The 24,554-nt window shown below is 63.3% G+C and carries 27 protein-coding genes and 1 tRNA gene; 16 read left to right on the forward strand and 12 right to left on the reverse strand.

Going from position 1 to position 24,554, the window contains the following annotated elements; translation table 11 throughout:
* Positions 1–18: 18 nt before the first annotated feature.
* Positions 19–1,062: an HD-GYP domain-containing protein gene (locus Q352_RS20555; RefSeq protein ID WP_084300031.1), complete on the reverse strand. Its 1,044-nt coding sequence runs from the start codon at positions 1,060–1,062 to the stop codon at positions 19–21.
* A gap of 173 nt (positions 1,063–1,235) precedes the next feature.
* Here Q352_RS20555 and Q352_RS23350 point away from each other — a divergent pair, with 173 nt between their 5' ends.
* A complete protein-coding gene (locus Q352_RS23350; protein ID WP_156952518.1) occupies positions 1,236–1,802 on the forward strand; it encodes a hypothetical protein in 567 nt (188 codons plus the stop codon).
* On the opposite strand, the gene Q352_RS23355 is transcribed toward Q352_RS23350, so the two are convergent.
* Positions 1,796–2,026 (reverse strand): hypothetical protein, encoded by a 231-nt coding sequence (locus Q352_RS23355; protein ID WP_146745059.1) that lies wholly within the window; start codon positions 2,024–2,026, stop codon positions 1,796–1,798. The genes Q352_RS23350 and Q352_RS23355 overlap by 7 nt on opposite strands.
* Positions 2,027–2,370: 344 nt before the next feature.
* Complete coding sequence (locus tag Q352_RS0109710; RefSeq protein ID WP_028499175.1) at positions 2,371–2,757, reverse strand: VOC family protein; 387 nt, start codon at positions 2,755–2,757, stop codon at positions 2,371–2,373.
* Positions 2,758–2,921: 164 nt separating this feature from the next.
* Between Q352_RS0109710 and Q352_RS0109715 the strand changes: the two genes are divergently transcribed.
* On the forward strand, positions 2,922–3,359 hold the full coding sequence (locus Q352_RS0109715) for a hypothetical protein (protein WP_028499176.1): 438 nt from the start codon (positions 2,922–2,924) through the stop codon (positions 3,357–3,359).
* 347 nt (positions 3,360–3,706) lie between these two features.
* Positions 3,707–4,891: a hypothetical protein gene (locus tag Q352_RS0109720; RefSeq protein ID WP_156952519.1), complete on the forward strand. Its 1,185-nt coding sequence runs from the start codon at positions 3,707–3,709 to the stop codon at positions 4,889–4,891.
* Positions 4,892–5,071: 180 nt separating this feature from the next.
* Here the strand turns inward: Q352_RS0109720 and Q352_RS0109725 are convergent.
* The 5 genes from Q352_RS0109725 to Q352_RS0109745 all read right to left on the reverse strand — a co-directional run bounded on the left by Q352_RS0109725 (position 5,072) and on the right by Q352_RS0109745 (position 8,123).
* Positions 5,072–5,161 (reverse strand) — tRNA-Ser (locus tag Q352_RS0109725).
* Positions 5,162–5,217: 56 nt separating this feature from the next.
* Positions 5,218–5,658 carry a peptidase associated/transthyretin-like domain-containing protein gene (locus Q352_RS0109730; RefSeq protein WP_028499178.1) on the reverse strand — a complete coding sequence of 147 codons (441 nt, stop codon included), beginning with the start codon at positions 5,656–5,658 and terminating at the stop codon, positions 5,218–5,220.
* 166 nt (positions 5,659–5,824) lie between these two features.
* Positions 5,825–6,697 (reverse strand): DMT family transporter, encoded by an 873-nt coding sequence (locus Q352_RS0109735; RefSeq protein ID WP_028499179.1) that lies wholly within the window; start codon positions 6,695–6,697, stop codon positions 5,825–5,827.
* A 29-nt stretch (positions 6,698–6,726) separates the two neighbouring features.
* Positions 6,727–7,104, reverse strand: coding sequence for a cysteine-rich CWC family protein (locus tag Q352_RS0109740; protein ID WP_036385857.1), 378 nt, complete (start codon positions 7,102–7,104; stop codon positions 6,727–6,729).
* A gap of 32 nt (positions 7,105–7,136) precedes the next feature.
* Positions 7,137–8,123 carry an AEC family transporter gene (locus Q352_RS0109745; protein ID WP_244879572.1) on the reverse strand — a complete coding sequence of 329 codons (987 nt, stop codon included), beginning with the start codon at positions 8,121–8,123 and terminating at the stop codon, positions 7,137–7,139.
* On the opposite strand from Q352_RS0109745, the gene Q352_RS0109750 reads away from it, so the two are divergent.
* On the forward strand, positions 8,122–8,850 hold the full coding sequence (locus tag Q352_RS0109750) for a DsbC family protein (protein ID WP_028499182.1): 729 nt from the start codon (positions 8,122–8,124) through the stop codon (positions 8,848–8,850). The genes Q352_RS0109745 and Q352_RS0109750 overlap by 2 nt on opposite strands.
* 48 nt (positions 8,851–8,898) lie before the next feature.
* On the opposite strand, the gene Q352_RS20560 is transcribed toward Q352_RS0109750, so the two are convergent.
* Both Q352_RS20560 and Q352_RS20565 read right to left on the reverse strand, forming a co-directional pair.
* The gene (locus Q352_RS20560) at positions 8,899–10,050 is read right to left on the reverse strand and encodes a tyrosine-type recombinase/integrase (RefSeq protein WP_084300033.1); all 1,152 of its coding nucleotides are present in this window, start codon (positions 10,048–10,050) and stop codon (positions 8,899–8,901) included.
* Positions 10,047–11,009, reverse strand: a complete 963-nt coding sequence (locus Q352_RS20565; RefSeq protein WP_051528832.1) for a DNA-binding protein — start codon at positions 11,007–11,009, stop codon at positions 10,047–10,049. The genes Q352_RS20560 and Q352_RS20565 overlap by 4 nt, the downstream gene beginning before the upstream one ends.
* Positions 11,010–11,180: 171 nt before the next feature.
* Between Q352_RS20565 and Q352_RS0109765 the strand changes: the two genes are divergently transcribed.
* The 8 genes from Q352_RS0109765 to Q352_RS20570 all read left to right on the forward strand — a co-directional run bounded on the left by Q352_RS0109765 (position 11,181) and on the right by Q352_RS20570 (position 17,065).
* The gene (locus Q352_RS0109765; RefSeq protein WP_028499183.1) at positions 11,181–12,170 is read left to right on the forward strand and encodes an asparaginase; all 990 of its coding nucleotides are present in this window, start codon (positions 11,181–11,183) and stop codon (positions 12,168–12,170) included.
* A 94-nt stretch (positions 12,171–12,264) separates the two neighbouring features.
* Entirely contained in the window at positions 12,265–12,486 is a 222-nt protein-coding gene (locus tag Q352_RS0109770) for an RNA-binding S4 domain-containing protein (RefSeq protein WP_028499184.1), read from the forward strand.
* On the forward strand, positions 12,483–12,668 hold the full coding sequence (locus Q352_RS0109775) for an oxidoreductase-like domain-containing protein (RefSeq protein ID WP_028499185.1): 186 nt from the start codon (positions 12,483–12,485) through the stop codon (positions 12,666–12,668). Before Q352_RS0109770 ends, Q352_RS0109775 begins: the two co-directional genes overlap by 4 nt.
* Positions 12,669–12,734: 66 nt before the next feature.
* Positions 12,735–13,592, forward strand: a complete 858-nt coding sequence (locus Q352_RS0109780) for a 3',5'-nucleoside bisphosphate phosphatase (RefSeq protein WP_028499186.1) — start codon at positions 12,735–12,737, stop codon at positions 13,590–13,592.
* A 53-nt stretch (positions 13,593–13,645) separates the two neighbouring features.
* On the forward strand, positions 13,646–14,278 hold the full coding sequence (locus Q352_RS0109785; RefSeq protein ID WP_028499187.1) for an L-threonylcarbamoyladenylate synthase: 633 nt from the start codon (positions 13,646–13,648) through the stop codon (positions 14,276–14,278).
* Positions 14,279–14,345: 67 nt separating this feature from the next.
* A complete protein-coding gene (locus Q352_RS0109790; RefSeq protein ID WP_028499188.1) occupies positions 14,346–14,987 on the forward strand; it encodes a site-2 protease family protein in 642 nt (213 codons plus the stop codon).
* Positions 14,988–15,012: 25 nt separating this feature from the next.
* Positions 15,013–16,215, forward strand: a complete 1,203-nt coding sequence (locus Q352_RS0109795; protein WP_028499189.1) for a tryptophan--tRNA ligase — start codon at positions 15,013–15,015, stop codon at positions 16,213–16,215.
* A gap of 40 nt (positions 16,216–16,255) precedes the next feature.
* Complete coding sequence (locus tag Q352_RS20570) at positions 16,256–17,065, forward strand: segregation and condensation protein A (protein WP_036385859.1); 810 nt, start codon at positions 16,256–16,258, stop codon at positions 17,063–17,065.
* On the opposite strand, the gene Q352_RS20575 is transcribed toward Q352_RS20570, so the two are convergent.
* Complete coding sequence (locus tag Q352_RS20575) at positions 17,020–18,015, reverse strand: LysR family transcriptional regulator (protein WP_084300039.1); 996 nt, start codon at positions 18,013–18,015, stop codon at positions 17,020–17,022. The genes Q352_RS20570 and Q352_RS20575 overlap by 46 nt on opposite strands.
* A 221-nt stretch (positions 18,016–18,236) precedes the next feature.
* Between Q352_RS20575 and Q352_RS0109810 the strand changes: the two genes are divergently transcribed.
* From Q352_RS0109810 to mmsB, 3 genes are all read left to right on the forward strand, one after another.
* The gene (locus Q352_RS0109810) at positions 18,237–19,484 is read left to right on the forward strand and encodes an ABC transporter substrate-binding protein (RefSeq protein ID WP_036385861.1); all 1,248 of its coding nucleotides are present in this window, start codon (positions 18,237–18,239) and stop codon (positions 19,482–19,484) included.
* 61 nt (positions 19,485–19,545) lie between these two features.
* Entirely contained in the window at positions 19,546–21,057 is a 1,512-nt protein-coding gene (locus Q352_RS0109815; RefSeq protein WP_028499191.1) for a CoA-acylating methylmalonate-semialdehyde dehydrogenase, read from the forward strand.
* Between the two features lie 14 nt (positions 21,058–21,071).
* Positions 21,072–21,971 carry a 3-hydroxyisobutyrate dehydrogenase gene (gene mmsB / locus Q352_RS0109820; protein WP_028499192.1) on the forward strand — a complete coding sequence of 300 codons (900 nt, stop codon included), beginning with the start codon at positions 21,072–21,074 and terminating at the stop codon, positions 21,969–21,971.
* Between the two features lie 11 nt (positions 21,972–21,982).
* Here mmsB and Q352_RS23360 read toward each other — a convergent pair whose 3' ends face one another.
* The gene (locus Q352_RS23360; RefSeq protein WP_146745055.1) at positions 21,983–22,222 is read right to left on the reverse strand and encodes a hypothetical protein; all 240 of its coding nucleotides are present in this window, start codon (positions 22,220–22,222) and stop codon (positions 21,983–21,985) included.
* A gap of 159 nt (positions 22,223–22,381) precedes the next feature.
* On the opposite strand from Q352_RS23360, the gene Q352_RS20580 reads away from it, so the two are divergent.
* Entirely contained in the window at positions 22,382–24,547 is a 2,166-nt protein-coding gene (locus tag Q352_RS20580; protein ID WP_084300041.1) for a hypothetical protein, read from the forward strand.
* Positions 24,548–24,554 lie beyond the last annotated feature (7 nt).

The raw sequence follows: 24,554 nt of genomic DNA on the forward strand, positions 1-24,554 counted from the left end.
CTCTTGGTTCGTTGCCTCCTAATACCCCCACGCCCGGGCCAGATCGGTAAACCGGTCGTCCCTGGCTCGCAGTTCGGCCACTTCGGCCACCTCGTAGCCGGGTTCCAGGCAGCTGCGTTCGGTAAATGACCCGTCCCGGTCGAGCCAGGCAACGTACGGATGCGAGATATGCTCGCTTCGTCGCACCACGATGGCCAGTTGCCTGTTGGCCAGCCGGACAAACATCCCCGGCGGATAGAACCCCAGCGTCTTGATCAGCGCCGCGTTCAGTCGCGCGTCGTCAGGATCGTCGCACTGGAAGAACAGCTCGCGCAGCACATGGTCGGTGGACATGGCCCGCCGTGCTCCGCGGGGACTGAGCTTTGCCATCACTTCGTCCACCAGTTGCAACTGGTGCGCCAGCGGCTCGACCTCGTTGCCGCGCAGATGGAACGGATAACCGGTGCCATCCGGCCGTTCATGCTGTTGCTGGACCAGCGCATGCCAGTCGTCGTCGTCGACCCCCATTTCCGACAGCCAGGCGCTGGACAGCAGCGGGTGCAGGTGCAGCTCCCGCTGCTGTCCGCTGCTCAGTGGTACTGACTGACTGCCGAGTGCATCCTGAAAGGCCCATATCGCCACATTCATGCTCAGGGCGGCACACAGCAGTGTCTGATGCTGCTGGTCGTCCCGTGGTACCAGCTGGCGCAGCGCCGCCAGTACCGTGGCGGTCTGCAGGGCGCGTGCTGCCGTGTAGGGCTTGAGCGGCAGCTGCATGGCCGCAGCCAGACAGGCATCGGTCGACCGGGTGACCCAGTTGTCCAGTGCCAGCGCGATATTGCGGATCTGGGCCGTGAAATTTTCGGCAAAGGGTGCGCACCGGTACAACCCGGCCAGGCGGTGTGCCGCGCTGTCGAACCAGATGAAGGGGTTTCCCGCATCCAGCCCGGCCAGGCGCGGCATCGGGCCGATCGCTGCCGTGCGCAGTGCCTGCAACTGTGCCTGCGGCAGGGCATAGCGGTTCAAGCCGGATTCGACGATCCGATTCTGGGTAAACAGGTCGCTGGCTAATGTCGAGGGCATCTGCGGTGGGCCCAGTGATCGGTGGATGAGCAAGTGTAGAGGAATGCGTGGCGCCTTTGGTGAAGAATCTGGCCGGCATGACTGCTGTACGGCAAGTCAATTGGTCAATTGAGCAGGATTAAAATGCATATTCATATGCAATACCATGCAAAGCGGATATTAAAAAGTAGAAAATGGAAAAATATTATATTGCTGCCGTTTTCGGCAGCATTTCAATGCTCGTTTCTGGCTGTCAGTCGGCAAACATGCGCCCGGGTGAGCATGTCAAACTGGAAGATCTCTCAGATGCCGGGATTGTGGTGGTGGGGATGAATTCCCCGTTGCCCAGCCGTTGGGGCAAATGGGCTTATTCTGATGGAAAAGTGAATGCGATTGTTGGGAGCGCGTTCTTTTCCACGACCAATGTCAGCCCGCCAAGTAATGGCTTTATTGTAATGAAGGTTGGCAGCACGTCGGCAGGAACGCGATTTGGACCGAGTGTTTTCAGTTATGTGGGCAACAAATATTTCAAGTACTGTTCAGGCATGAGACTGCCTTCGCTGGAAGTGAAGGCAGGGGAAGTAATCTATGGTGGAAATATCAATGCCAACATGAAGGGAGAGTCGCTGTTCCTGAATTACGATTATGACTTTGACGCAGCCAGAAAATTCATCGCGCAATACTATCCTGACTTGTCAAGCAAATTGCAGGAAAAGCGCTTCAGCCTGTGCCGGATTGGCAGCCTGCCAAACTGCTATTGATCTTGATGCCACGGTCGGGATTGTCCTGCTTGCCTCGCCGCCATCCTGGCAACATGAGCACGCAGCCGCTCCAGGATGCGCGGGCTGATATCTTCCCGCAGTGCAATCTGCTGCGAACAGGCCGGGCAGGTGATGCCTTCTTCGAGCAGGCGTTTCATCGTCATTTCCATTTTCGTGCCGCAGGTCGGGCAGGCGAAATTTGGTGTCGATGTCTCGGTTTTCATGACCTTCCCCGTTTATGGATGGCTTTTACCAGAACGGGAGCATAACGGCAGGGCAAGGTCGCGCCCATTCGTAGTTATACGGATGGCGTGAACTGGTTCATACGCTTAATGGTCTTGTCATAAATTAATATGACAAGTGCAAAGCCAGGGCCGGGCAAAAGCGCCACCGCCCATCGGAGGGGCAGATGCCCGGGCTTTCCACCCGCTACCGTGGGATCTCAGCACCGGTAGCGCCGATCTCCTCTCAAATTGCGCTACCGGATTTTTTTGCCGGAATCCGCTCATGGGCCGTTCATCCTCAAAACTCCCGTGCTGCATTCCGGCTGCGACAAAATCCGGCCGTGTTATATCGGGTCGTGACAGACGGCCTCGATATTGTGGCCATCCGGATCAAGAACGAATGCGCCGTAATAGTCCGGGTGGTAGTGGGGGCGCAAGCCGGGTGCCCCGTTGTCACGCCCACCCGCCGCAACGGCTGCCGCGTAAAAGTCATCGACTTCCGCTCGCGAACGGGCACGGAATGCAATGTGAACGGGCGGGGTGTTGGGCGTCCCCTGGCTGATCCAGAAATCGGGCTTCGGCGGTTCACCGAAACCTGCCACGTCAGTGTGACCCGTGACCGCGGCGGGCAGCTCGACAAGCAGTCGATAGCCAATGGTGGCCAGCGCGGCGGTGTAAAACGCCTTGCTGGTCTTGAAATCGCTGGAAACGATACCGGTGTGGTCGATCATGTTTTCTCCATCGGGTCAACGACAAGCGTTCAGGTGGGACGGGATGTCTGCGGCGGAGCATGCCTGATAGCGGCGAGACAGGTCAATGTCATATTGAATTGGTGGGCAGATGAGCTATCGTTAAATGACATTTGAATTCCTGTCTGAGAACCTGGACCAGAAAAATGCCCCAACTGCTTGTCAAACCAGGTCGTTATCTCATGGCGGCCGACCCCGTCTGTGGCACCAACGGACTGGCGCCGTGCATCGGCGTCGCAATCTATCATGGCAAATGGTTTATTGCGCACATCGAAAGCAGGGCAACCGTCAAGACCAGAAAAGACCCTGTGTGGGCACGGGTTGCCACTTGCACCAGGAATCGACTGCAGCAATTGCTTGGCCCCTGTGGGGCACAGAATGTGCATGTCATTGGCAATTTCGGGGACTTCTCTTCAATAGCCATTCGCGATGGCATCGCAGCGTGGGTGAATGGAACTGTCGCCATTACTTGCGATGCCTGGGATGGTTTTGAAATAGGCGCGAACGGCACATTCCGCAGTCTCACCTACGAGGAAAACAATACCGACGGTGACGGCGCGTTCAGCATTCCTGCCAATCTGTAATGACTGAAGCAGAGGCTTGTGTCAGTCACGCAAGGCGACGCAGGCCACATCGCCTGAAAATCGAATGAGAGCGGGGGGCTGGCACGGGTGGCGGATCGAAAGCAGGCATGTGGTGCCCTTGATTCGCATGTCTTTGAAATTCATGCCGTGACAATGCGTCAGCATTGTGCAGGTCCGTTGGCTGCAGACTGCCAGTAGCCGGGGTAGAACACTCTGCCAGCTGGGCCAGGGAGCAAAGGGTTATTGGTCGCATGGGCATCAATTTTTGCTGACATTGGGTACGTGTTTGTCATAATCTGGTGTCTTCACCATTGCGCAGAAGGGCATGCCCCGTGCTCCCCTGGATCATGAAGCTGAAACGTGTGGCGAGCGCCCTTGCCGCTACCCTGCCAGTGCTGTTGGCAGCAGGATGCGCAGCAGATGATGGCATGCGCATCGTGAAGACCGCGAAGATGGGAGGGTTCGCCGGGTATACGGTCAACGAGATCGTGGCCATGCCCGACCAGGGTTTCGTGCTGGCCGGACAGCGCAGTCAGCGAGGCTGGGCCAGCAAGGTGGATGCCGATGGTCGCGAGCTGTGGCGCTATGTCGAGCCTGACTATGGCATCGACCGCCCACATGGCCGGATTTGTGGCGCAGTCGCGGGCGAAAACGGCAGTGTCTGGCTTTGCGGAGCACCTATTTATCCCCCGACCAGGACAGAATTCCGACAACCTGCCGGCTTGACGCATATCGATGCATCCGGAAAGGTGCTTGCGGAGCTTCGCCTGACACCAGAGAGCTTGTCTGCCCCATTCAGATCGTTCTTTGCCCGCTGTGTGGACTGGAATGGTGGCATCGTCGTAGTCGGGGAAGTCAACATGGGGCTGCCGGCATCGAGGACAGGTCCATCATATTACTGGATCCTGTTTATGGACAAGCAGGGCCACAAGCAGTGGGAAGAACTGCAGCCCTATCACTTGGGGAATCTGGATATTTTTTTGCAGGCCGCCGTTGCCAATGACGGTGATCTGATTATCACGGCAACGGATCCGAACAAAGGTGAAACGGAAGTTACACGGATCGGTCCTTCCGGCAAGTTGGTTGCACAACGTACCTGGCCTGGCCTATGGAAATGGATTCATGCTCTGGGAAAGCCAATGGGGCCCCGTTGGATAAAAGAGCCTGGCAGCATATCCGTCAATGCGCTGAGGACAGCCAGCCGGCAGCTTGAGCCAAAAGATTTCAAGCCTATTAACGCCGTTGATGAAGGCTATCGAGCCACCGCTATATATGCCAATGACCGTTCTGTCTGGTTGTTCAACATGCGGCGATCTCTATTTGGTTATCAGGCACATATTTCCCAGTTGAAGAACAGTGAAAATTACCGTGAACTGAAGCTTAGCAAACCTGAGGTAACCTGGATTGACACGGCAGTCCCCACAAAAAATGCGGGAGAATTTTTAGTTGCGGGAGCATTGAATGCAATGGTTCCTGACAATCGGAACCATGCTATTGGCCTGTTCTGGATTCAAACTCAATCTAAAAAATAGGGAATTTCATTACTGGCCACGTTTTGACCTTCCCCCTGCAGGCATGCCAGGCATACGTCATGCATGAACCTCGTCCAGCAGGCTCTAATGGAAGCCAGGCGCAAATGGCAGGCTGCGTGGCATATCAGAAGGTGAGAAAACAAAAAAGCCCTGAAAAATCAGGGCTTTTTCGCTGTGCTCTGGCGGAGGCGGTGAGATTCGAACTCACGGACGGCGCGAACCGTCGCTGGTTTTCAAGACCAGTGCCTTAAACCACTCGGCCACACCTCCGGGGAAGGCGCCGCAGTATACCCGTGGCGGCGCCGGATCGCCAGTGGCGCGGGGGGTTAACGGGCGCTGGCTGGCCAGACAAAGGTCAGGTGGCGGCTGCCTCTGGCCGGAATGGTCACGTTCTGGCTGCGGGCTGCGCCATCCAGCGTGGCCTCGACGCGATAGCTGCCCGGTGGCAGCTTCACCAGCATGAACGGGCCGCTGCTGTTGGCCGCGAACACTTTCTTGCCCTTGGCGGTGCGGATGGCAATGTCTACGTCGGCAACAAACACGCCGCCGGTGCGGGACGCCTGTGCCAGTTCGATGGTCAGGGGATAGTGGCGGGCCGCGGCCTTGATGGCGGCAACTTCGTCACTGCCGATACCGCCGCTGATATAGGCGATATTGTCAGCCTGCTGTACCGGCGGCAGGGCGCCGTCGTCGGCCAGCGCAGTGGCTGACAGCAGGGAGCCGGCCACAAGGGCGGCGAGAAGCGATTTGCTAGTGGATTTCATCATGCGTAGTCCTTTTCATGCGGGGTGATTGGACTCGCCGGCGCGGGGGAAGCCATCGGCTTCGCGACCGGCACAAACTGGCCGGGGGCCGGACCATGCATGCAATGCGGGGAAGCGGTCCGTGACACCCGGGCACGTAGACACTACATGGAGACGGCAGGGGCCGATCTCAAGCCCTGACCGGTATCCGGTCGCGATCGCCGAAGCGCAGGTTCAGCATCAGGGCGGCAAGCATGACGGCAGCACCGGCCAGCAGGCGTGGCAGATTGGCGTCGCTGTGCCAGAGCAGCAGGTTGATCAGCAACCCGGCCGGGATGTGCATATTGTTCATGATGCCGAGCGTGCCGGCATCAACCAGGCAGGCGCCCTTGTTCCACAGATAAAAGCCCAGCGCCGATGCGCCCAGTCCCATGAACACCAGCACGCCCCATTGCGTGGCATCGGTCGGCAGCCGGGCCGGATTGCCGAACGCCAGGTACGACGGCAGGGCAACCAGCAGCGCACCGGCAAAGAAGAAGCCGAAGGTGCGGTGCTGCGGCTGGCCGCTCGGGTAGCGCGCCACCAGGTGCTTGTAGCCGACCTGGCCGGCGGCAAAGGTCAGATTGGCCAGTTGCAGCAGCAGAAAACCGGTGAGGAAGTGGCCGCTGAGATTGTCGTAGCGGATGATCAGCGAGCCGAGCACGGCGGCGATGGCCGAGGCGGTGGCCCATGGTGAAAAGCGGCGGGCGAGGGCATCGTTGATCAGCGTGATGTAGACCGGGGTGAAAATGGTGAACAGCAGCACTTCCGCCACGCTCAGAAAACCGTAAGCACGATACAGCAGCAGATAGGTGATGCCGAACTGCATTGCGCCGGCCAGCACGGTGCCGACAATAAAGGGGCGCGGTACGCCGCGCCAGCGCAGAAAGGGCAGAAAAGCCAGCCCGGCCAGCAGCACGCGGGTCAGCACGGCAAAGTCGCTGTCGACCCGGCCGGCCAGAAACACGCCGATCAGATTGAATGAAACGGCCCAGAGCAGGGTGACGAAAACCAGATAGCGCACAGTGGCATTACTCCGAAAAATCAGCCGGATCAACCGTCTGCCGGCGGTGGCAGGCCGCGCTGCCGGTGGGCATCGGCCAGATGTTCGCGCAGACAGGACGGGCACAGGCAACTGCTGCCGGCATCCGGTGGCAGGACCTGCGGCAGGTCGGCACACCAGCATCCGCCGGCCTGGCCGCCGCTGCCACAGGAGAAGCCGGCACCGCAGCGCGGGCAGAAGCTGTCCGCCGGCAGCGGTTCGGCAATCAGCCGTGCCCAGACCGCCCGTTGCTGTGCCGGCGTGCTGGTCGACCAGGCGGCGATTTCGTCACGGGTGCGCCGGCAACCGAGGCAATAGCGCCCGTCGGCATCGAGCTGGCAGCGCTGTACGCACGGGGACGGCACGGGGTCGGAAAAAGTGTCAGGCATGGCCGGCGGCGTGGAAGGACAAGGCTGCCATTCTACGCCAGCGCCAGCCACAGGCCGAACGGGACGAACACGATGCTGGCCAGGTTGCCGATCAGTACGATGGCGGCCATCCGGTCCGGCTCCTGGCGGTAGTGCTCGGCCATCAGGAAATTCAGCACCGCCGGTGGCAGCGAGCCGAACAGATAGACCTGTGCGCGCATTGCCGGGTCCAGTTGCAGCAACGGCACCAGCACCGCGGCGGCCAGCAAACCGGTCAGCGGGCACAGCACGGCGCCGAGCAGGCCGATACGCCAGCCGGACAGCCTGGCATCGACCATGCGTACTCCGAGCGCGAACAGCATCAGCGGGATGGTCACGTCGCCCATCATCTTGATGCCGATCATCAACGGTTCCGGCAGATGCAGATCGAAAATGCCGAACAGCAGCCCGGCAGCGGTGGCAATCACGATCGGGTTTTTCAGCAGGCCGGTAAAGCGGGTCTGGCGGCAGAAGACAAAGGCGCCCAGGGTGAAGTGCAGCAGGTTCGACACCACGAACAGCATCACCGAGGCATTGAATCCCTCGCGGCCAAAGGCCAGCAGCGCCAGCGGCAGGCCCATATTGCCGCAGTTGTTGAACATGGTCGGCGGCAGCAGTGTGCGCGGGCTGATGCCGGCCAGCCGGCTGACCGGCCACGCCAGCAGACCGGACAGGACGACGATGCCGATGGCGGCCGGAATCAGTTTCCAGTTCGCCGCCAGATCGAAATCGCGTGCGGCCAGCGCGGAGAACACCAGCATCGGCACGCAGATGTCCATATTGATGCGGTTGGTCGCGCTCATGTCCGGGCGGGCACGGCGGCCGTACAGCCAGCCGATCAGGATCATCAGCAGGACGGGAAGGATGATGGTGACGATGCGGACAAGCATTCGGGCAAGCCAGTTGACGGACCCCGGCATTCTATCCGCGCCGATCCGGTTGTTGTTGTCGGTCGACGCGTCCACAATAGCGCGTTTCGAGAACGACCCAAGGATCCCCATGCGCAAGCTTCGTACCCTGGCCACTGCCCTGATGTTCATCCCGCTGTTCGCCTGCGCGGTGGAAGGCGATGGCAATACGGCGGCGGTGAAGAAATCGTTCGAGCAGAAATTCCCGCAGCGGGAAGTGCAGTCGGTCAGTGCGTCGCCGGTCAAGGGCGTGTACGAAGTGGTGCTGGCCGGCCGCCAGATTGTCTACACCGACGCCAAGGTCACCCATCTGTTCGTCGGCGACCTGATCGACGTGCAGAACAAGAAAAGCCTGACCGAAGAGCGCATGGCTGCGCTGAGCAAGGTCAACTGGGCCGATCTGCCGCTGGAACTGGCGATCAAGGACGTGCGCGGCGACGGCAGCCGCAAGCTGGCGGTGTTCTCCGATCCGGACTGCCCGTTCTGCAAGCGGCTGGAACGCGACAGCCTGCCGGGTCTGAACAACGTCACCATCTACACCTTCCTGCTGCCGCTGACCGAGCTGCACCCGGACGCGATGAACAAGTCGAAGAAGATCTGGTGCAGCAAGGACCGGCTGGCGAGCTGGACCGGCGTCATGCGCGACGGCAAGGCGCTGACCGGCGACGGCAACTGCGATACCGCCGCACTGGACCGCATCCAGGCGCTGGGCAAGAAGCTGGGCGTGACCGGTACGCCGGCGCTGGTGTTCGGCAATGGCCAGCTGGTGGCCGGTGCGATCCCGCGCGACGACATCGACAAGCTGCTGTCGAGCAAGTAAGCATCCGCACATCAAGAAACCGTCCGGGGTTGCCCCGGACGGTTTTTTTTACTCCTTGTCCGTCGACCGGCGCATCTTCAGCGCCTGGGTGGCGGCGTGGCGGGCGTCGTCTTCGCTGTGCAGGTATTTGCGCGTGGTCTGGATGCTGGCGTGGCGCAGGTTCTGGCTGACGACCAGCAGCGGCACGCCGGCATCGAGCTGGTGCGAGGCCGAGGTGTGCCGCAACCAGTGGGTCGAGGCCGCTTCCAGCCGGCTGGCCAGATGGCGGTCATGGCTGCGGAACAGTGCGGCAGCGCGCAGGAACACCTGCTTGACGATCAGGTAGATCGCCGTCGGCGTCAGTGTGGTGTACTGGCCGCGCCCGATCACCCGGCACACCAGCGGTGTGGCCTCGCCCGGCAGCGGCAGCGGCGACAGGCCGAGGTGGCCGCGATAGCGTGCGAGCGCAGCGAGCAGGTCCTCGCTGACCGGGATGTCCCCGATCTTGTTGCCCTTGCCGAGCACCCGCCACCACCACAGCCCGTTGCGCTGGAAAATGTCGCCCATGGTGGCGCGCGCGACTTCCGAGCGGCGGACGCCGGACAGGTACAGCAGGTGGAACAGCCAGCGCGCGCGTTCGTAGTGTCGCTGCTCGCGCTCGGTTTCCATCGGCAGTTTCTCCAGGCTGTCGAGAACCGCCTCCCATACCTCGTGCTCGAAATAGCGCTCCAGCGGTGCATCGGCCATGACGCCGCGTGACTTGCGCCGCGACAGCGCCAGCGGATTGGCGTCCAGATAACCGGCGTCGTACAGGTATTTGAACATCGCACCGAGAATGACCAGCGCCTGCTTGATGCTGGACGGCTTCAGCGGACCGGTGAACGGCTTCCAGTCCGGATGGTCCTGCGGCCGGGCCGGGCCGGTCCATTGCGCTGCCGGCTGCGGATTGGCCAGAAAGCGCTGGTAGTCGAGCAGGTCCTCGCGGCGCAGCGTGCGCAGCTCGCGGCCGCGGTCCTGCGCCCACAGCAGCAGACGGCGCGATTCCTTGCGATAGTTGGTCAGGGTATGCGGCGAGTCCTCGAACTCGCGCAGCCAGGTGATGATGGCGGCGACGTCGTCGCGGGCTTCGATCAGCAGCGGCCGCTGGGCGCCTGCACGCGGGTCGTCGGTCACGACGGACCGGCGGCCATCGCCGGGCAGCAGCGATGGCGGGCGGCTCATGCCGGTGTTCCGTCATCGGACGCGTATTCGGTCCGCAGTCGTACCAGTTGCTGCTCCAGTGCCGCTTCGCGTGCGGCCTGTCGCTGCTCGCGCGCAGTGGCATCAAGCAGCCGCGCTTCCAGCTCGGCCTGGCGGGCCAGCTGCGCTTCGGCGCGCGCTTCCAGCAGGGCGCGTTCGCGTTCGCTGCCAAGCAGCCGCTCGTGCCAGTGGGTCTGTGCGCTGGCCAGTTCCTGGCGCAGATCGGCGATCAGGACATCCTGGCGCTTTTTTTCCTGCTCGTGTTCGAGCCGCTCGCGATCGGCCTGCTCGTACAGCATGGCACGCAGCCCTTCCAGCCGTTCATAGGCCAGCGCCTCGCGCTTCTCGCCATCGGTCACCGCCAGCGCCAGACGCTGTTCCGCCTGCCGTTCCTGCTCGGCCAGGGCGTCGGCGTGTCGCTGGGCGGCCGTCTGCAACTGTCCGGACAGGGTGTCGTGGTCGCGGCGGGCACGGTCCAGCGCGGCTTCCAGTTCCGCTACCTGCTGTGCCAGTCGTTCGCCGGCCTGTTGCTGTGCCAGCAGGGCGTCCTGCACGCGGGCCAGTTCTGCCTGCGCCTGCTGCCGGGCCGCGTCGGTATCGAGCAGCGCCGCTTCCTGGCGGGCGAACTCGCCGCGCAGGGCGTCGAGCTCGGCGCTGACTTCCTGTCGCAGTGTGTCGAGCTGGCGTTCCGCCTGCTCGCAGGCAGTCTGCCACAGCGTGTCCATGGCATCGCCGAGCACACCGGGCCAGTCCGGCCGGCGGGTGCTGGACGACACCCGGGCCAGGAACCACTGGCGCCAGGCCCGCAGCTCATTGTTGATGGTGGTGTTGGAGCCGGTGCCGAGGCGCTCGCGCACATTGACCACCGTGGGCCAGGTGCCTTCGGCCACCAGTTGCTGGGCAGTGGCGCGAATGCGCGAGGCAATATCGCTGGAGGGCATGGCGGGCAGGGTCATGGCGGGGCGGAAGACGGAATCGGGATGAACGAATTGTACGTTATTTAATGAGCGACATGATTTTCGTTACCCGGGCCGGCGGTGCCCGTCTGACCTGGCGCAGGCATTGCGCAGCCCGTTGCTGCCAAGGTCGCTGTTTGCGGCGACAATGCGCGGATGACAACACTCTGCATCCTGTACGCCGGTGGCACCATCGGCATGGTGCCGGGCAAGCAGGGCCTCGAGCCCCGTCCCGGCGTGATGAATGCGGCGCTGGCACCGCTGATTCCGGCCGGCATCGACTGGGAACTGGTCGAATATGCGCCGCTGATCGATTCGTCGAACGCGGCGCCGGCCGACTGGGGGCGGCTGGCGGCTGACCTGGCTGCACGCCGTGAGCGCTACGACGGCTTTGTCGTGCTGCATGGCACCGACACGCTGGCGCACACTGCCTCCGCGCTGGCCTTTCTGCTGCCGGGCTTCGGCAAGCCGGTGGCGGTGACCGGCTCGATGCGGCCGCTGTTCGAGCCCGGCTCGGACGCGCCGGCCAATGTGGCGCTGGCGATCGCTGCCGCCAGCCACGACCGGCTGGCCGAAGTGGTGGTGCCGTTTGCCGGGCGGGTATGGCGCGGCTGCCGGGTCCGCAAGGCCGACAGCGCCAGTGATGACGCCTTTGTCGCCCCGAATGATGCCCCGCTGTACGCCGACGGACGGTGGTTTCCCGAACGCCTGCTCGCGGTGGACGCCGCCGGTTTCCGGCCGCGCGCGACCCGGCTCGACCGGGATGTGGCGCTGATCTGGCTGGCGCCCGGCGCCACCGTGACCGCCGCCGCGCAAACGCTGGCGCTGCCCGGGCTGGCCGGCGCGGTGCTGGTCGGCTATGGCGCCGGCAACGTGCCGGACCGGCTGGCGCCAGCACTGGCACAGGCTGCCGCCCGCGGTGTGGTGCTGGCCAGCGTGACCCAGGCCTGGCGGGGCGGGGTTGCCCCCGGCTGCTACGCGGCCAGTGCCGCGCTGGCCGCTGCGGGTGCGGTGCCATGCGGCGACATGACGCCGGAAGCGGCCCTGGCCAAACTGACCGTGCTGCTGTCCGACCTGGACGATGCGGGCGCGGTGCGGGCGGCAATGGCTGCCGTGGCCTGCGGCGAACGCCGGGCCGATGCCTGAAGCAGGCGACCCCCGTCGGCCGTTTCCCTTTAAAATTCGCATCCGGGCCGCCATCTACCGTTGCGGTGGCCCATGATGATCAGACAGGACCGTAATGAATCAGACTTTTACCCTTTCCGGCGAATACATCGCCTTGTGCGACCTGCTGAAAGTATGTGGCGTGGTCGATTCCGGTGGCGCAGGCAAGCTGCTGGTGGCGCAGGGTGACGTTCGCGTCGACGGACAGGTCGAACTGCGCAAGACCTGCAAGATCCGCGCCGGTCAGCGGGTCAGCGGTGACGGCTTCTCGATCCGGGTCGAGGGCGCCACGGCGTGAATCCCGTGGTCGACGATCCGGAACCCTTGCCGCCGGAACCGCCTGGCGACAATGAATGCTGCGAGTCCGGCTGTGAGCGCTGCGTGTGGACCGTCCATGCCGAGGCGATGGATGCATGGCGGGCCGCGCATGCGGAATGGAAGCTGCGCGAACTGGAGCGTGAACTGCAGGCCGGCGAGTGACGGCGCTTTCGTCGTCATGCCCGGCGCTGTTAACATGTTGATCTTTACGCCCTTCACCCTGGCCGCATGATTCCCCTCGACCTGCATTGCCACTCCACCGCCTCGGACGGCGCCCTGAGCCCGACCGATCTGGTGACGCGCGTCGCCGGTCGTGGCGGACGCGTGCTGGCGCTGACCGATCACGACTGCACCGCAGGCCTGGCCGAGGCGCGCGCGACGGCCGCCGCGCACGGCATCCGCTTTATCAATGGCGCGGAAGTCTCGGTGACCTGGCGCAAGCGGACGCTGCATATCGTCGGTCTTGGCATCGATCCTGATTGCCAGGTTCTGGCCGACGGCCTGTACTCGATCCGCCATGGTCGCGTCGACCGCGCCCGTGAAATGGCGGCTGACCTGATCCGGGTCGGCATCGACGATGCCTTTGCCGGTGCAATGCGTTTTTGCAGCAATCCGGAAATGATCGGCCGTACCCATTTCGCCCGCTATCTGGTGGAAAGCGGCAAGGCCAAGGACACCCAGCAGGTGTTCAAGCGCTATCTGGTCGAAGGCAAGCCGGGCTTCGTGCCGTTCGAATGGGCGGCGCTTGGCGATGTGGTCGGCTGGATTCGCGCGGCAGGCGGCATTGCCGTCATTGCCCACCCGGGTCGCTACAAGATCGGCAAGCGGCTGATGCTCGAACTGGTCGAGGAATTCAAGGCTGCCGGCGGCGAGGGCATCGAGGTGGTCAGCGGCAGCCATTCGGCCAGCGAGATTCCCCAGTTCGCCCATCTGGCCCGTTCGCAGGAACTGCTGGCGTCCAGCGGCAGCGATTTCCATGCGCCGGGCGAAGGCGGGCGCGATGTCGGCTATACGCTGCCGTTGCCGGCGGGTTGCGTGCCGGTCTGGGAACGGCTTGGCATCGTTGCCGGCGACTATGAAAAATAGTCCTGCGGCGGCGCATTCGCACCGTCGTCCCTACTGAATACATACCGAAGAAAATGGCACAGTTCTTTTCCATTCATCCCGAAACGCCGCAAGGACGCCTGATCCGCGATGCGGTGAAGATCCTGCGCGAAGGCGGGGTGGTCGCCTATCCGACCGATTCCTGTTATGCGCTGGGCTGCCGGCTGTCCGACAAGCAGGCGATGGAACGCATCATCGCCATCCGCCAGCTCGACCTGCGCCACCATTTCACCCTGGTCTGTCGCGACCTGTCCGAACTCGGCACCTATGCCAAGGTCGACAACGCCACCTACCGGCTGCTGAAGGCGGTCACGCCGGGGCCCTATACCTTCATTCTGCAGGCGACAAAGGAAGTACCGCGCCGCACGCTGCACCCGAAGCGGCAGACCATCGGCCTGCGCGTGCCCGACCATCCGGTCGCGCTGGCGATGCTGGAGGAAATGGGCGAGCCGATCCTGTCCTGCACGCTGATGCTGCCGGGCGACGACCTGCCACCGACCGATCCGTACGAAATCCGTGACGTGCTGGACAAGCAGCTCGACGCCATCATCGACGGCGGCTACTGCGGCGTGGAGCCGACCTCGGTCATCGACCTGACTTCCGGCGCGCCGGAACTGATCCGCGCCGGTGCCGGCAAGCTTGCTGCCTTCGGCCTCAGCGCCGCCTGACCCTGTTGCCCGGCCGGAGCCCGCTCCGGCCGACCCTTGCCAGAACTGACCGTTCGCCGGGAACTCCATGACCGACTACGCCGACCTGATCCAGAAAATCGCCATCTATGCGCTGCCGGTGCTGTTTGCCATCACCGTGCACGAGGCCGCGCACGCCTATGCGGCCAAACGCTACGGCGACAATACGGCCTTCATGCTCGGGCGCATGACGCTGAATCCGCTTAAACACATCGACCCGATCGGCACCGTGCTGCTGCCGATGCTGTCGCTGGCGCTCGGTGGCTTCCTGTTTGGCTGGGCCAAGCCGGTGCCGGTCAATTTCTCCGCGCTGCGCAACCCGAAGCGGGACATGCGCTATGTGGCGCTGGCCGGTCCGCTGGCCAATCTGCTGATGGCCATCGTCTGGGCGCTGATGTACAAACTGGCGCTTTATACCGACGGCTATTTCACCGACCCGCTGATGCTGATGGCCTCGGGTGGCGTGGCGATCAACGTCACACTGATGGTGCTGAACCTGATTCCGATCCCGCCGCTCGATGGCGGGCGCATCCTGGTCAGCCTGCTGCCGCCGCGCCAGGCCTATACCGTGTCGCGCATCGAGCCGTACGGCATGTGGATCCTGATTGCGCTGCTGTTTACCGGCGCCCTGTCGGTGATCATGCGACCGTTCCAGGCACTGCTCTATAGTTTCCTCAACCTGTTCATCTGACCCGCAAAGAGAGTCTCCTCCCTTCATGTACCCCGAACGCGTTCTATCGGGCATGCGCCCGACCGGCAGCCTGCACCTTGGCCATTATCATGGCGCCCTGAAAAACTGGGTGCGGCTGCAGTCCGAGTACGAGTGCCTGTTTTTCGTTGCCGACTGGCATGCGCTGACCACCAGCTACGAGGATCCGTCGATCATCGGCCGCAGCACCTGGGACATGGTCATCGACTGGCTTGCCGCCGGCGTGGACCCGTCGCGGGCCACGCTGTTCATCCAGTCGCGGGTACCGGAACACGCCGAGCTGCATTTGCTGCTGTCGATGATCACGCCGCTGTCGTGGCTGGAACGGGTGCCGACCTACAAGGACCAGATCGAAAAACTGTCGCACAAGGATCTCGGCACCTACGGCTTCCTCGGCTATCCGCTGATGCAGTCGGCCGACATCCTGATCTATCGCGCGACCTTCGTGCCGGTCGGCGAGGACCAGATCCCGCATATCGAGATTACCCGCGAAGTCGCCCGCCGCTACAACCATATCTACGGGCGCGAAGCCGGCTTCGAAGAGAAGGCCGAGGCCGCCATCCGCAAGATGGGGCCGAAGCGCGGCAAGCTGTACGAGGAACTGCGCACCCGCTACCTGCAGGACGGTGACGAGGAAGCGCTGGAATCGGCGCGCGCGCTGCTGGCCGATACGCAGAACCTGAGTCATGGCGACCGCGAACGGCTGTTCGGCTTCCTGGAAAACAAGGGCAAGGTGATCCTGGTCGAGCCGCAGACGCTGCTGACCGAGGCTAGCCGGCTGCCGGGCCTGGACGGACAGAAAATGTCGAAGAGCTACGGCAACGGCATCTTCCTGCGCGAAGAACCGGACAGCGTCGGCCGCAAGATCCGCTCGATGCCGACCGATCCGGCCCGCGTGCGCCGCACCGACCCGGGTACGCCGGAGAAATGCCCGGTCTGGCAATTGCACCAGGTCTACTCGACCGACACGACCCGTACCTGGGTCCGCGAAGGCTGTACCAGCGCGGGGATCGGCTGTCTGGACTGCAAGCAGCCGGTGATCGATGCCGTGCTGGCCGAGCAGCAGCCGATGTTCGAGCGCGCGCAGCCGTATCTGGATGACCCGTCGCTGGTGCGCAGCATTGTCGCCGACGGCTGCGAACGGGCACGCAAGCTGGCGCAGGACACCATGCGCGACGTGCGCGAGGCCATGGGTCTGGGCTACCAGTAATCACGGGGGCCGGCGTGCACGCCGGCCGGGAGGAGAAGTCTTGAGCGCACCGCTGCAACTGCCGCTGGCCCTGGTGTTCGGCGAGCCGGTCACCGAGGCGCCGCAGGACCTGTTCATCCCGCCGGATGCGCTGCGCGTCATCCTCGAAAGTTTCGAGGGGCCGCTCGACCTGCTGCTGTACCTGATCCGCAAGCAGAACCTGAACGTGGTCGACATTCCGATGGCGCGCATCACCGCGCAGTACATGGAATACATCGAGACCATGCTGACGGCGCGGCTGGAACTGGCCGCCGAGTACCTGCTGATGGCGGCGCTGCTGATCGAAATCAAGTCGCGCATGCTGCTGCCGAAGCCGCCGTCCGAACTGGAAAATGAAGTCGAGGACCCGCGCGCCGAACTGGTGCGCCGGCTGCTTGAGTACGAGCAGATGAAGCTGGCGGCACTGGAACTCGACCGGTTGCCGCAGGCCGAGCGCGACTTTGCCTGGCTGGCGATCCTGGTCGAGCAGAGCGCGGAAAAACGCCTGCCGGAGATCGGCGTCGCCGACCTGAAGCAGGCGTGGATGGCCATTCTCGCCCGTGCCCGCCATCACAAGCATCACCAGATCCAGCAGGACGAGCTGTCGGTGCGTGAACAGATGAGCGCCATGCTGCGCATCCTGGCGCTGAAACCGTTTGTCGAATTCGGCGAACTGTTCGTGCCGGAGCTCGGCGTCAGCCATGTGGTGGTCAACTTCATCGCCATGCTGGAACTGGCGAAGGAGGGCATGGTGGTCATCAGCCAGGACCAGGCCTATGCCCCGATCTACGTGCGACTGTCGGTGCAGCCGGTGGCGCGCGCGGCCGGCTGAGCCCGGCCGGTCGCTGACGGGCTGTCCGGGCCGGCATCGTCCGGCCAGTCCATGTCCCGCGTGTCGCCCATCATGAACGGCCGGTTCGCGTCCATGGCCGCACGCAGGTAGTCCCACAGCGCGGCGACACGGGCCAGGTGGCGGCGCTCCTGCGGTGCCACGATCCAGAACTGGCGCACTACCTGGACGTCGTGCGCCAGCACCGGCAGCAGGCTGTCGCTGTGGCTGGCGAGAAAACACGGCAAGACCGCCAGCCCGAAGCCGCGCTGGGCCGCGGTGAACTGGGCGATCACGCTGCTGCTGCGCACATTCAGCCGCGCGCCGGGCGCGATATCGCCGAGATAGCGCAATTCCTCACTGAACAGCAGGTCGTCGGCGTAACCGATGAGCGCGTGCGCTGCCAGATCGTCGCGCTGGCGGATCGGCGCATGGCGTTCCAGATAGCCGGCAGTGGCATACAGGCCGAGCCGGTAGTCGGTCAGCTTGCTGACGATATACGGGCCACTCTGCGGCCGCTCGATCGAGATCGCCACATCGGCCTCGTGCTTGGACAGATTGACGAAGCGCGGCACCGGCAGGACATCGGCGGCGATCTGCGGATGGCGATGGCAGAAGTGCGCCAGCAGCGGCGCCAGTACATAACTGCCGAAGCCCTCGGTCGCCCCGACCCTGACCCGACCGAACAGCTGCCGGTCATGGCCGGCGACATGTTCCGTCGCCTGCTGCAGGGTGCTTTCCATCTGCCGCGCGTATTCCAGCAACTGGTAGCCCTGCGGCGTCAGCGCCGCGCCCTGGTTGTTGCGCTCGAACAACTGGCTGCCCAGCTGCTGCTCGAAACGGCGCAGCCGCCGCGACACCGTCGAGTGGTCCATGCCCAGCCGCCGCGCCGCCTGTACCAGCGTCTCGCTGCGGGCAATCTCCAGAAAGACACGCAGATTGTCCCAGTCCATCTTCTGTCTCCCTTTATGCGGCGCTGCAATATGAGGCCCGCTGTGCATTTTTGCACAGTTGCATTGGCTGTGTGCCTATTGTCCAACAATCCGGCAACCCCTAGTATCGACCTGCCTGCCCAAGGCGGCGACGCCACGCCATTCCGCTCCGGCAGAGAGCAAGCCGGCGTCGCCAGGAGACAGCGCACTGCTGATGCAGCGCGCCCACAGGAGGAGATCACATGAATGGTATCCCGCACGCGGTGGCCCTGTGCCGCCGGTCCCTCGTCGCCAGTGCGCTGGCCTGCGCCTTTGTCGCCGCGCCGGCCCTGGCACAGATTCCCGGCAACACCGTCCGCCTCGGCGTGCTGACCGACATGTCCGGCAACTATGCCGGCATGGGCGGCAAGGGCTCGGTCATTGCCGCCAATATGGCGATCGAAGACTGCCTGAAGGCCGAATGCAAGGGGCTGAAGATCGAGCTGCTGTCGGCCGATCACCAGAACAAGGCCGATGTCGCCGCAGCCAAGGCGCGCGAGTGGATCGACCGCAACAAGGTCAATGCGCTGGCCGACCTGACCAACTCGGCGGCCGCGCTGGCCATCCAGAAGCTGGCGCTGGACAAGGGGGTCATCGCGCTGTACAGCGGCCCGGCCACTACCCGGCTGACCAATGAGGACTGCTCGCCATACGGCTTCCACTGGATGTTCGACACCTATTCGCAGGCGGTCGGCACGGCGGCGGCGCTGACCCGGCTCGGGCAGAAGTCATGGTATTTCGTCACCGTTGACTACGCATTCGGCCAGTCGCTGGAGCAGGACGCCGGCGACGTGGTGAAAAAGCTCGGCGGCACGGTGGTCGGACGCATCCGCCATCCGCTGAATACCAATGATTTTTCGTCGTACCTGATGCAGGCGCAGGCGTCGAAAGCCCAGGTGATCGGTCTGGCCAGCGGCGGCCAGGACACGGTCAACGCGATCAAGCAGGCGCGCGAATTCGGTGTCGGCAACAGCCAGAACCAGCGGCTGGCCGCCTTGCTGCTGTTTCTGTCCGACGTGCATGCGCTCGGTCTGAAGACCGCGCAGGGGCTGACCTTTGCCGACGGCTTCTACTGGGATTTCGATGAGCGCACGCGTGCGTTCTCGAAGCGCTTCGAGGCCCGTTTCAGCGGCAACAAGCCGACCATGGTCCAGGCCGGCGTGTACTCCAGTGTCTATCATTACCTGAAGGCGGTCGCCGCCAGCCAGAGCGTGGATGCGGCCACTGTGGCGAAGAAAATGCGCGAAATTCCAATCAGCGACCCGGTGATGCGCAATGCGTCCATCCGGCCCGACGGGCGGGTGATCCACGATATGTACCTGTTCCAGGTCAAGACGCCGGCCGAGTCGAAGGCGCCGTGGGACTACCTGAAGCTGGTGACCCCCATTCCGGCCCGGCAGGCATTCAAGCCGCTCGATCCCGGCGCCTGCAAGCTGCTGAAACCTGTCTGATCCGGCCGTTCCCCGGCGGAGAAGGCGGGGAACGTGCGACCCTTCATCAAGGAGAGCCCCAATGAGTTCGTCCAGCATTCCGAACATCCCGCTGTTTATCGGCGGCCTGCCGGTCCAGTCGAAAACCACCGAGTGGCGCGATGTCGTCGACCCGGCCACCCAGGAGGTGGTCGCCCGCGTGCCGTTCGCGACCGGGGACGAAGTCCGGCTGGCCATCAGCAATGCCCGCGATGCGTACGCCAGCTGGCGGCAGACCTCGCTCGGCCAGCGCATGCGCATCATGCTGCGGCTGCAGCAACTGATTCGCGACAATGTCGGGCCGCTGTCCAGCCTGATCACCCGCGAGCACGGCAAGACCCTGCCGGATGCCGAGGGCGAAGTCATGCGCGGACTGGAGGCAGTCGAGCATGCGTGCGCGATCACCACCCTGCAGCAGGGCGAGTTGGCCGGCAATGCCGCCGGGGGCGTCGATGTGTACACCCGGCTGCAGCCGCTCGGCGTGGGCGCCGGCATCACCGCGTTCAATTTCCCGGTCATGCTGCCGTGCTTCATGTTCCCGATGGCCATTGCCTGCGGCAACACCTTTGTGCTGAAGCCGTCCGAACAGGACCCGTCCTCGACCATGCTGCTGGTCGAGCTGGCGCACGAAGCCGGGCTGCCGCCGGGAGTGCTGAATGTGGTTCATGGCGGACCGGAAGTGGCCGGCATGCTGTGCGACCATACCGATATCAAGGCGCTGTCGTTTATCGGCTCGACCGCGGTCGGCACCCAGATCTACCGCCGTGCCAGCGATGCCGGCAAGCGGGTGCAGGCGATGATGGGCGCCAAGAACCACTGCGTGGTGATGCCGGACGCCAACGCGTCGCAGGCGATCAACCACCTGCTCGGTTCGGCGTTCGGCGCCGCCGGCCAGCGCTGCATGGCCAACTCGGTCGCGGTGCTGGTGGGGACCGCGCGCGACTGGCTGCCGGAAATCGCCGACCGCACCCGCGCCATGCGGGTCGGCCCCGGTACCGACCGCGAAGCCGACCTCGGCCCGCTGGTGTCGCCGGCGGCAAAGCGCCGGGTCGAGCAACTGATCGACAGCGGGGTGGAGCAGGGCGCGACGCTGCTGGTCGATGGTCGTGACTGCAAGGTCGACGGCTATCCGGACGGCAACTTCGTCGGGCCGACGCTGTTCGCCGGCGTCAGTGCCGATATGGACATCTATCACCAGGAAATTTTCGGCCCGGTGCTGTGCGTGGTCGAGGTCGACACGCTGGAGGAAGCGATCCGCTTCATCAACGCCAATCCGAACGGCAATGGTACGTCGATCTTCACCTCGTCCGGCTGGGCGGCGCGGACGTTCGAGCAGGATATTGATGTCGGCCAGGTCGGCATCAATGTGCCGATCCCGGTACCGGTCGCCTATTTCAGCTTTACCGGTTCGCGGGCATCGAAACTGGGCGACCTGGGGCCGAACGGCAAGCAGGCGGTGCAATTCTGGACCCAGACCAAGACCGTGACCGCGCGCTGGTTCGAGCCGGACGCCGATGCGGCGGGCCGCATCAACACCACCATTTCCATGCACTGAGCCGGAGTCTCGTCATGTCACACACCATCGCTTTTATCGGTCTGGGCAATATGGGTCTGCCGATGGCCAGAAACCTGCTGGCGGCCGGGCATGCCGTGCGCGGCTTCGACCTGGTCGCCGCCGCGCTGGAGCAACTGGCCGCGGCCGGCGGACAGATCGCGGCATCGGTCGCCGATGCCGTGGCCGGCGCGGATGTGGTCATCACCATGCTGCCGGCCAGCAAGCATGTCGAACAGTGTTATCTGCCGGCGGGCGGCATCCTCGACACCGCCGCACCCGGCACGCTGCTGGTCGACTGCTCGACCATTGCCCCGGACAGCGCGCGCCGGGTGGCGGAACAGGCGGCCGAACGCGGCTTCGACATGATCGATGCGCCGGTGTCCGGCGGGACGGCCGGGGCCCGCGACGGCAAGCTGACCTTCATGGTCGGCGGTGACGCTGCCGCACTGGAGCGGGCGCGGCCACTGCTGGAGATCATGGGGCGGGCGGTGTTCCATGCCGGTGGCCATGGCGCCGGCCAGGCGGTGAAAGTCTGCAACAACATGCTGCTCGGCATCCAGATGATCGGCACCTGCGAGGCCATCCGGCTTGGCATCGCCAACGGGCTCGACCCGAAGGTGGTGTCGGAGGTGATGCGCCAGAGCAGCGGCCACAACTGGGTGCTGGACGTCTATAACCCGTGTCCTGGCGTGATGGAGGGCGTGCCGGCGTCGCGCGACTACGGTGGCGGGTTCGGTGTCGATCTGATGCTGAAGGACTTGGGTCTGGCCGAACAGAGCGCGCTGGCCAGCCAGGCCTCGACGCCGATGGGCGCGCTGGCGCGCAATCTGTTCGATCTGCACAGCAAGAACGGGGCCGGCGGACTCGATTTTTCCAGCATTTTTCGTATGCTGGGCCGACAGGATCCGTCCTGACCCCGGTCGTCTCACCGTTCGTCGCAGAAAAAACTGTTCCTGCAGGTCTTTTCCTGCAGGGCAGTTTTTTTGCTTTTACAATCAGCTTGTTGACCTTTTTTTGCCACAAACTTGCCAAATTGCAATCTGTCGTCTACGCCGCGCGGCAAAATGATAAAATCGGCTATGTAATTTGCATCTGCATTGAAAAATGACGGATCGCAACAAAAAAACCACTTTGCTTGCGGAGCAGCAAAAATTTCCGGCAGCAACTATGGTGAACTTCGCTTGACTAAGACAAATCCTACGCGCGAGTATCCAAATTCGGGCCGGGACCGGATCCGCTTGAGCCCAGGGCAGGGCGTCCGGTCGCTGAACAGACGGACGGCCTCCGACTGTATGCCGCTTCGCAACCGCCAGAATGCTGAAATATGAAAACAATTGATGAGTCGATTTCCTCGCTGGACTTTCCTGCCCTGGAAAAGGTCGAACCCCGGCACCCCGCCCGGAAAGCGAAGGAAGTGTTCTCCACCGACCACTGTCGTTATTTCACCGAGCGTGATTTCGAACGCATTCTGGAAAATCTGGACGGTCTGCGCGCCCAGGTGTTCCCGCCGGAAGTGCCCGGCGAGCTGATCGAGCAGCCGAGCAGCCAGCAGTTCCCGTCGGTGTGCCTGATCGGGCTCGGGCGTTGCGGCTCGAACATCGCGGTCGACGTGGCCTCGCTGGTCTACAACGCGCGCAAGTTCTACCTGAACGAATTCAATGCCGAGGAAAAGCAGCCGGTCGAGAAGGAATACCGCCCGGTCAGCTGGATCCGCCGCAATCTGCTGATGTCGCCGAACCGGGCTGCCAAGCCGGTGTTCCTGATCGAACCGATGGTGATGCTCGGTGACCTGGACAAGGACATCAAGGGCCGCATCCACCTGTCGCGCAAGGGCGAGCAGAGCGGTTTCCTCGAAGACTACAACAAGATGAAAATCATGGACCTGTCCGAGGTCCATGCCGGCGGCGCCGGCAACGCGCCGATTCTCGGCCAGTACCTGGCCAAGATCATCCTGAACAAGGATACCCAGCACTTCTCGAACGCCGACTGGAAATTCATCCACTCGTACCTGATCGACTCGTGCGGGATAAAGGCCAACCAGTCGCGACTGTATTTCTACATTTTCAGTGCAGGCGGCGGCACCGGTTCCGGCATGGCGTCCGAATTCGGCCTGGCGCAGCAGTATGCGTACATGAGCAAGACTTTCGACACCCGGACCGAGTCCGAGGACGAAGGCAACCGCGGCTACTCGTTCGTGTTCGAGCCGATCTTCACCAGCAGCATCTGCATCCTGCCGAACATCTCCGACAGCCGGGTCGAAGTGTCCGAGGCGCTGCATATCAATGCCGGTCGTCTGCTGTGCAAGTATCTGTCCGAAGAGTGGGACTTCTCGTACAACTTCGACACGGAAGAGTCGAACGCCGAAAGCGTGATGCGCCGCATGCGGCCGTGGAACGCCATGATGCTGATCTCCAACGACATCATGCGTTACGCCGAGGAAAGCGACGACGGCAACATCCAGAACATCGACGTGAACGCCATGGAGCGTCACGCCAACCAGTACATCTCGCAGCAGATCTTCAACATCCTGACTGCGCAGGCGGTGACGACCGACTACGACCAGAACTATTTCCGTCGTGCCGGCATCGACATCGGCGAAACCATCCGCCTGGATGCCAACGACCTGTTCATGAGCCTGGCCGGCCCGGTCGCCGTGGCCTATGCCGAATCGGTGGTGCCGGAACTGCCGGCCACCGCGCTGGACGGCGAGCCGCTGCGACTGGATATCGACGACCTGTTCTTCCGCTCGATCGACCTGCCGCACTTCAACCGCGCGACCCAGGCGATCGAAGGCATCAGCCTGCTGCCGATCGAATCGGACCGCTATCGTGCCGCGCTGGACGAGTACAAGCGCTCCGGCTACGACGCGACCAAGCTCAGCGACCTGTTCTTCTTCAAGAACTGCTCGTCGGTGGTGTCGATCGTGTCGCTGCCGAAGGGCTACAAGCTGTCGTACATGGACCTGAACCGGCTGAAATCGCACCTGAACAGCCTGTTCCCGAACACCACGCTGAAGCGCTATGCGCTGGTGATCGGGGCGTCGGCCAATCTGTCGCTGACCACGCTGGTGGTCAAGAGCGCCTGCCTGAGCGACGACTTCCTGACCCTGTTCGTGGCCTTTATCAAGCGCTGCTTCGCTCACGACCAGTATCGCTACGACGAGAGCCTGGACAATGCGATCCTCGACTTCATCAAGGCCGAGGAATTCGACGAGTCGGCGGTCGATTCGATGCTGCACGAGTACGAGAACCCGGCCAAGATCCTCGATACCAACTGGTATGCGATCAAGCCGATGTACGAAAAGAAATATCGCGAACTGATCCGCGACCAGAGCAAGTTCGTGTCGATCAACGATATCCGTCTGACGCGCGAGAACGTGAAGAAGGCGATCAAGTACCTGCGCGAGATCTACCGCCACCGCATCGGCAAGACGCGGGTCGTGTCGCTGAACGACTACGGCCTGCCGATCCCGTCGTCCTCCGGCCACTGAGTCTCCG

The organism is Microvirgula aerodenitrificans DSM 15089, assembly GCF_000620105.1.
Lineage (GTDB): Bacteria > Pseudomonadota > Gammaproteobacteria > Burkholderiales > Aquaspirillaceae > Microvirgula > Microvirgula aerodenitrificans.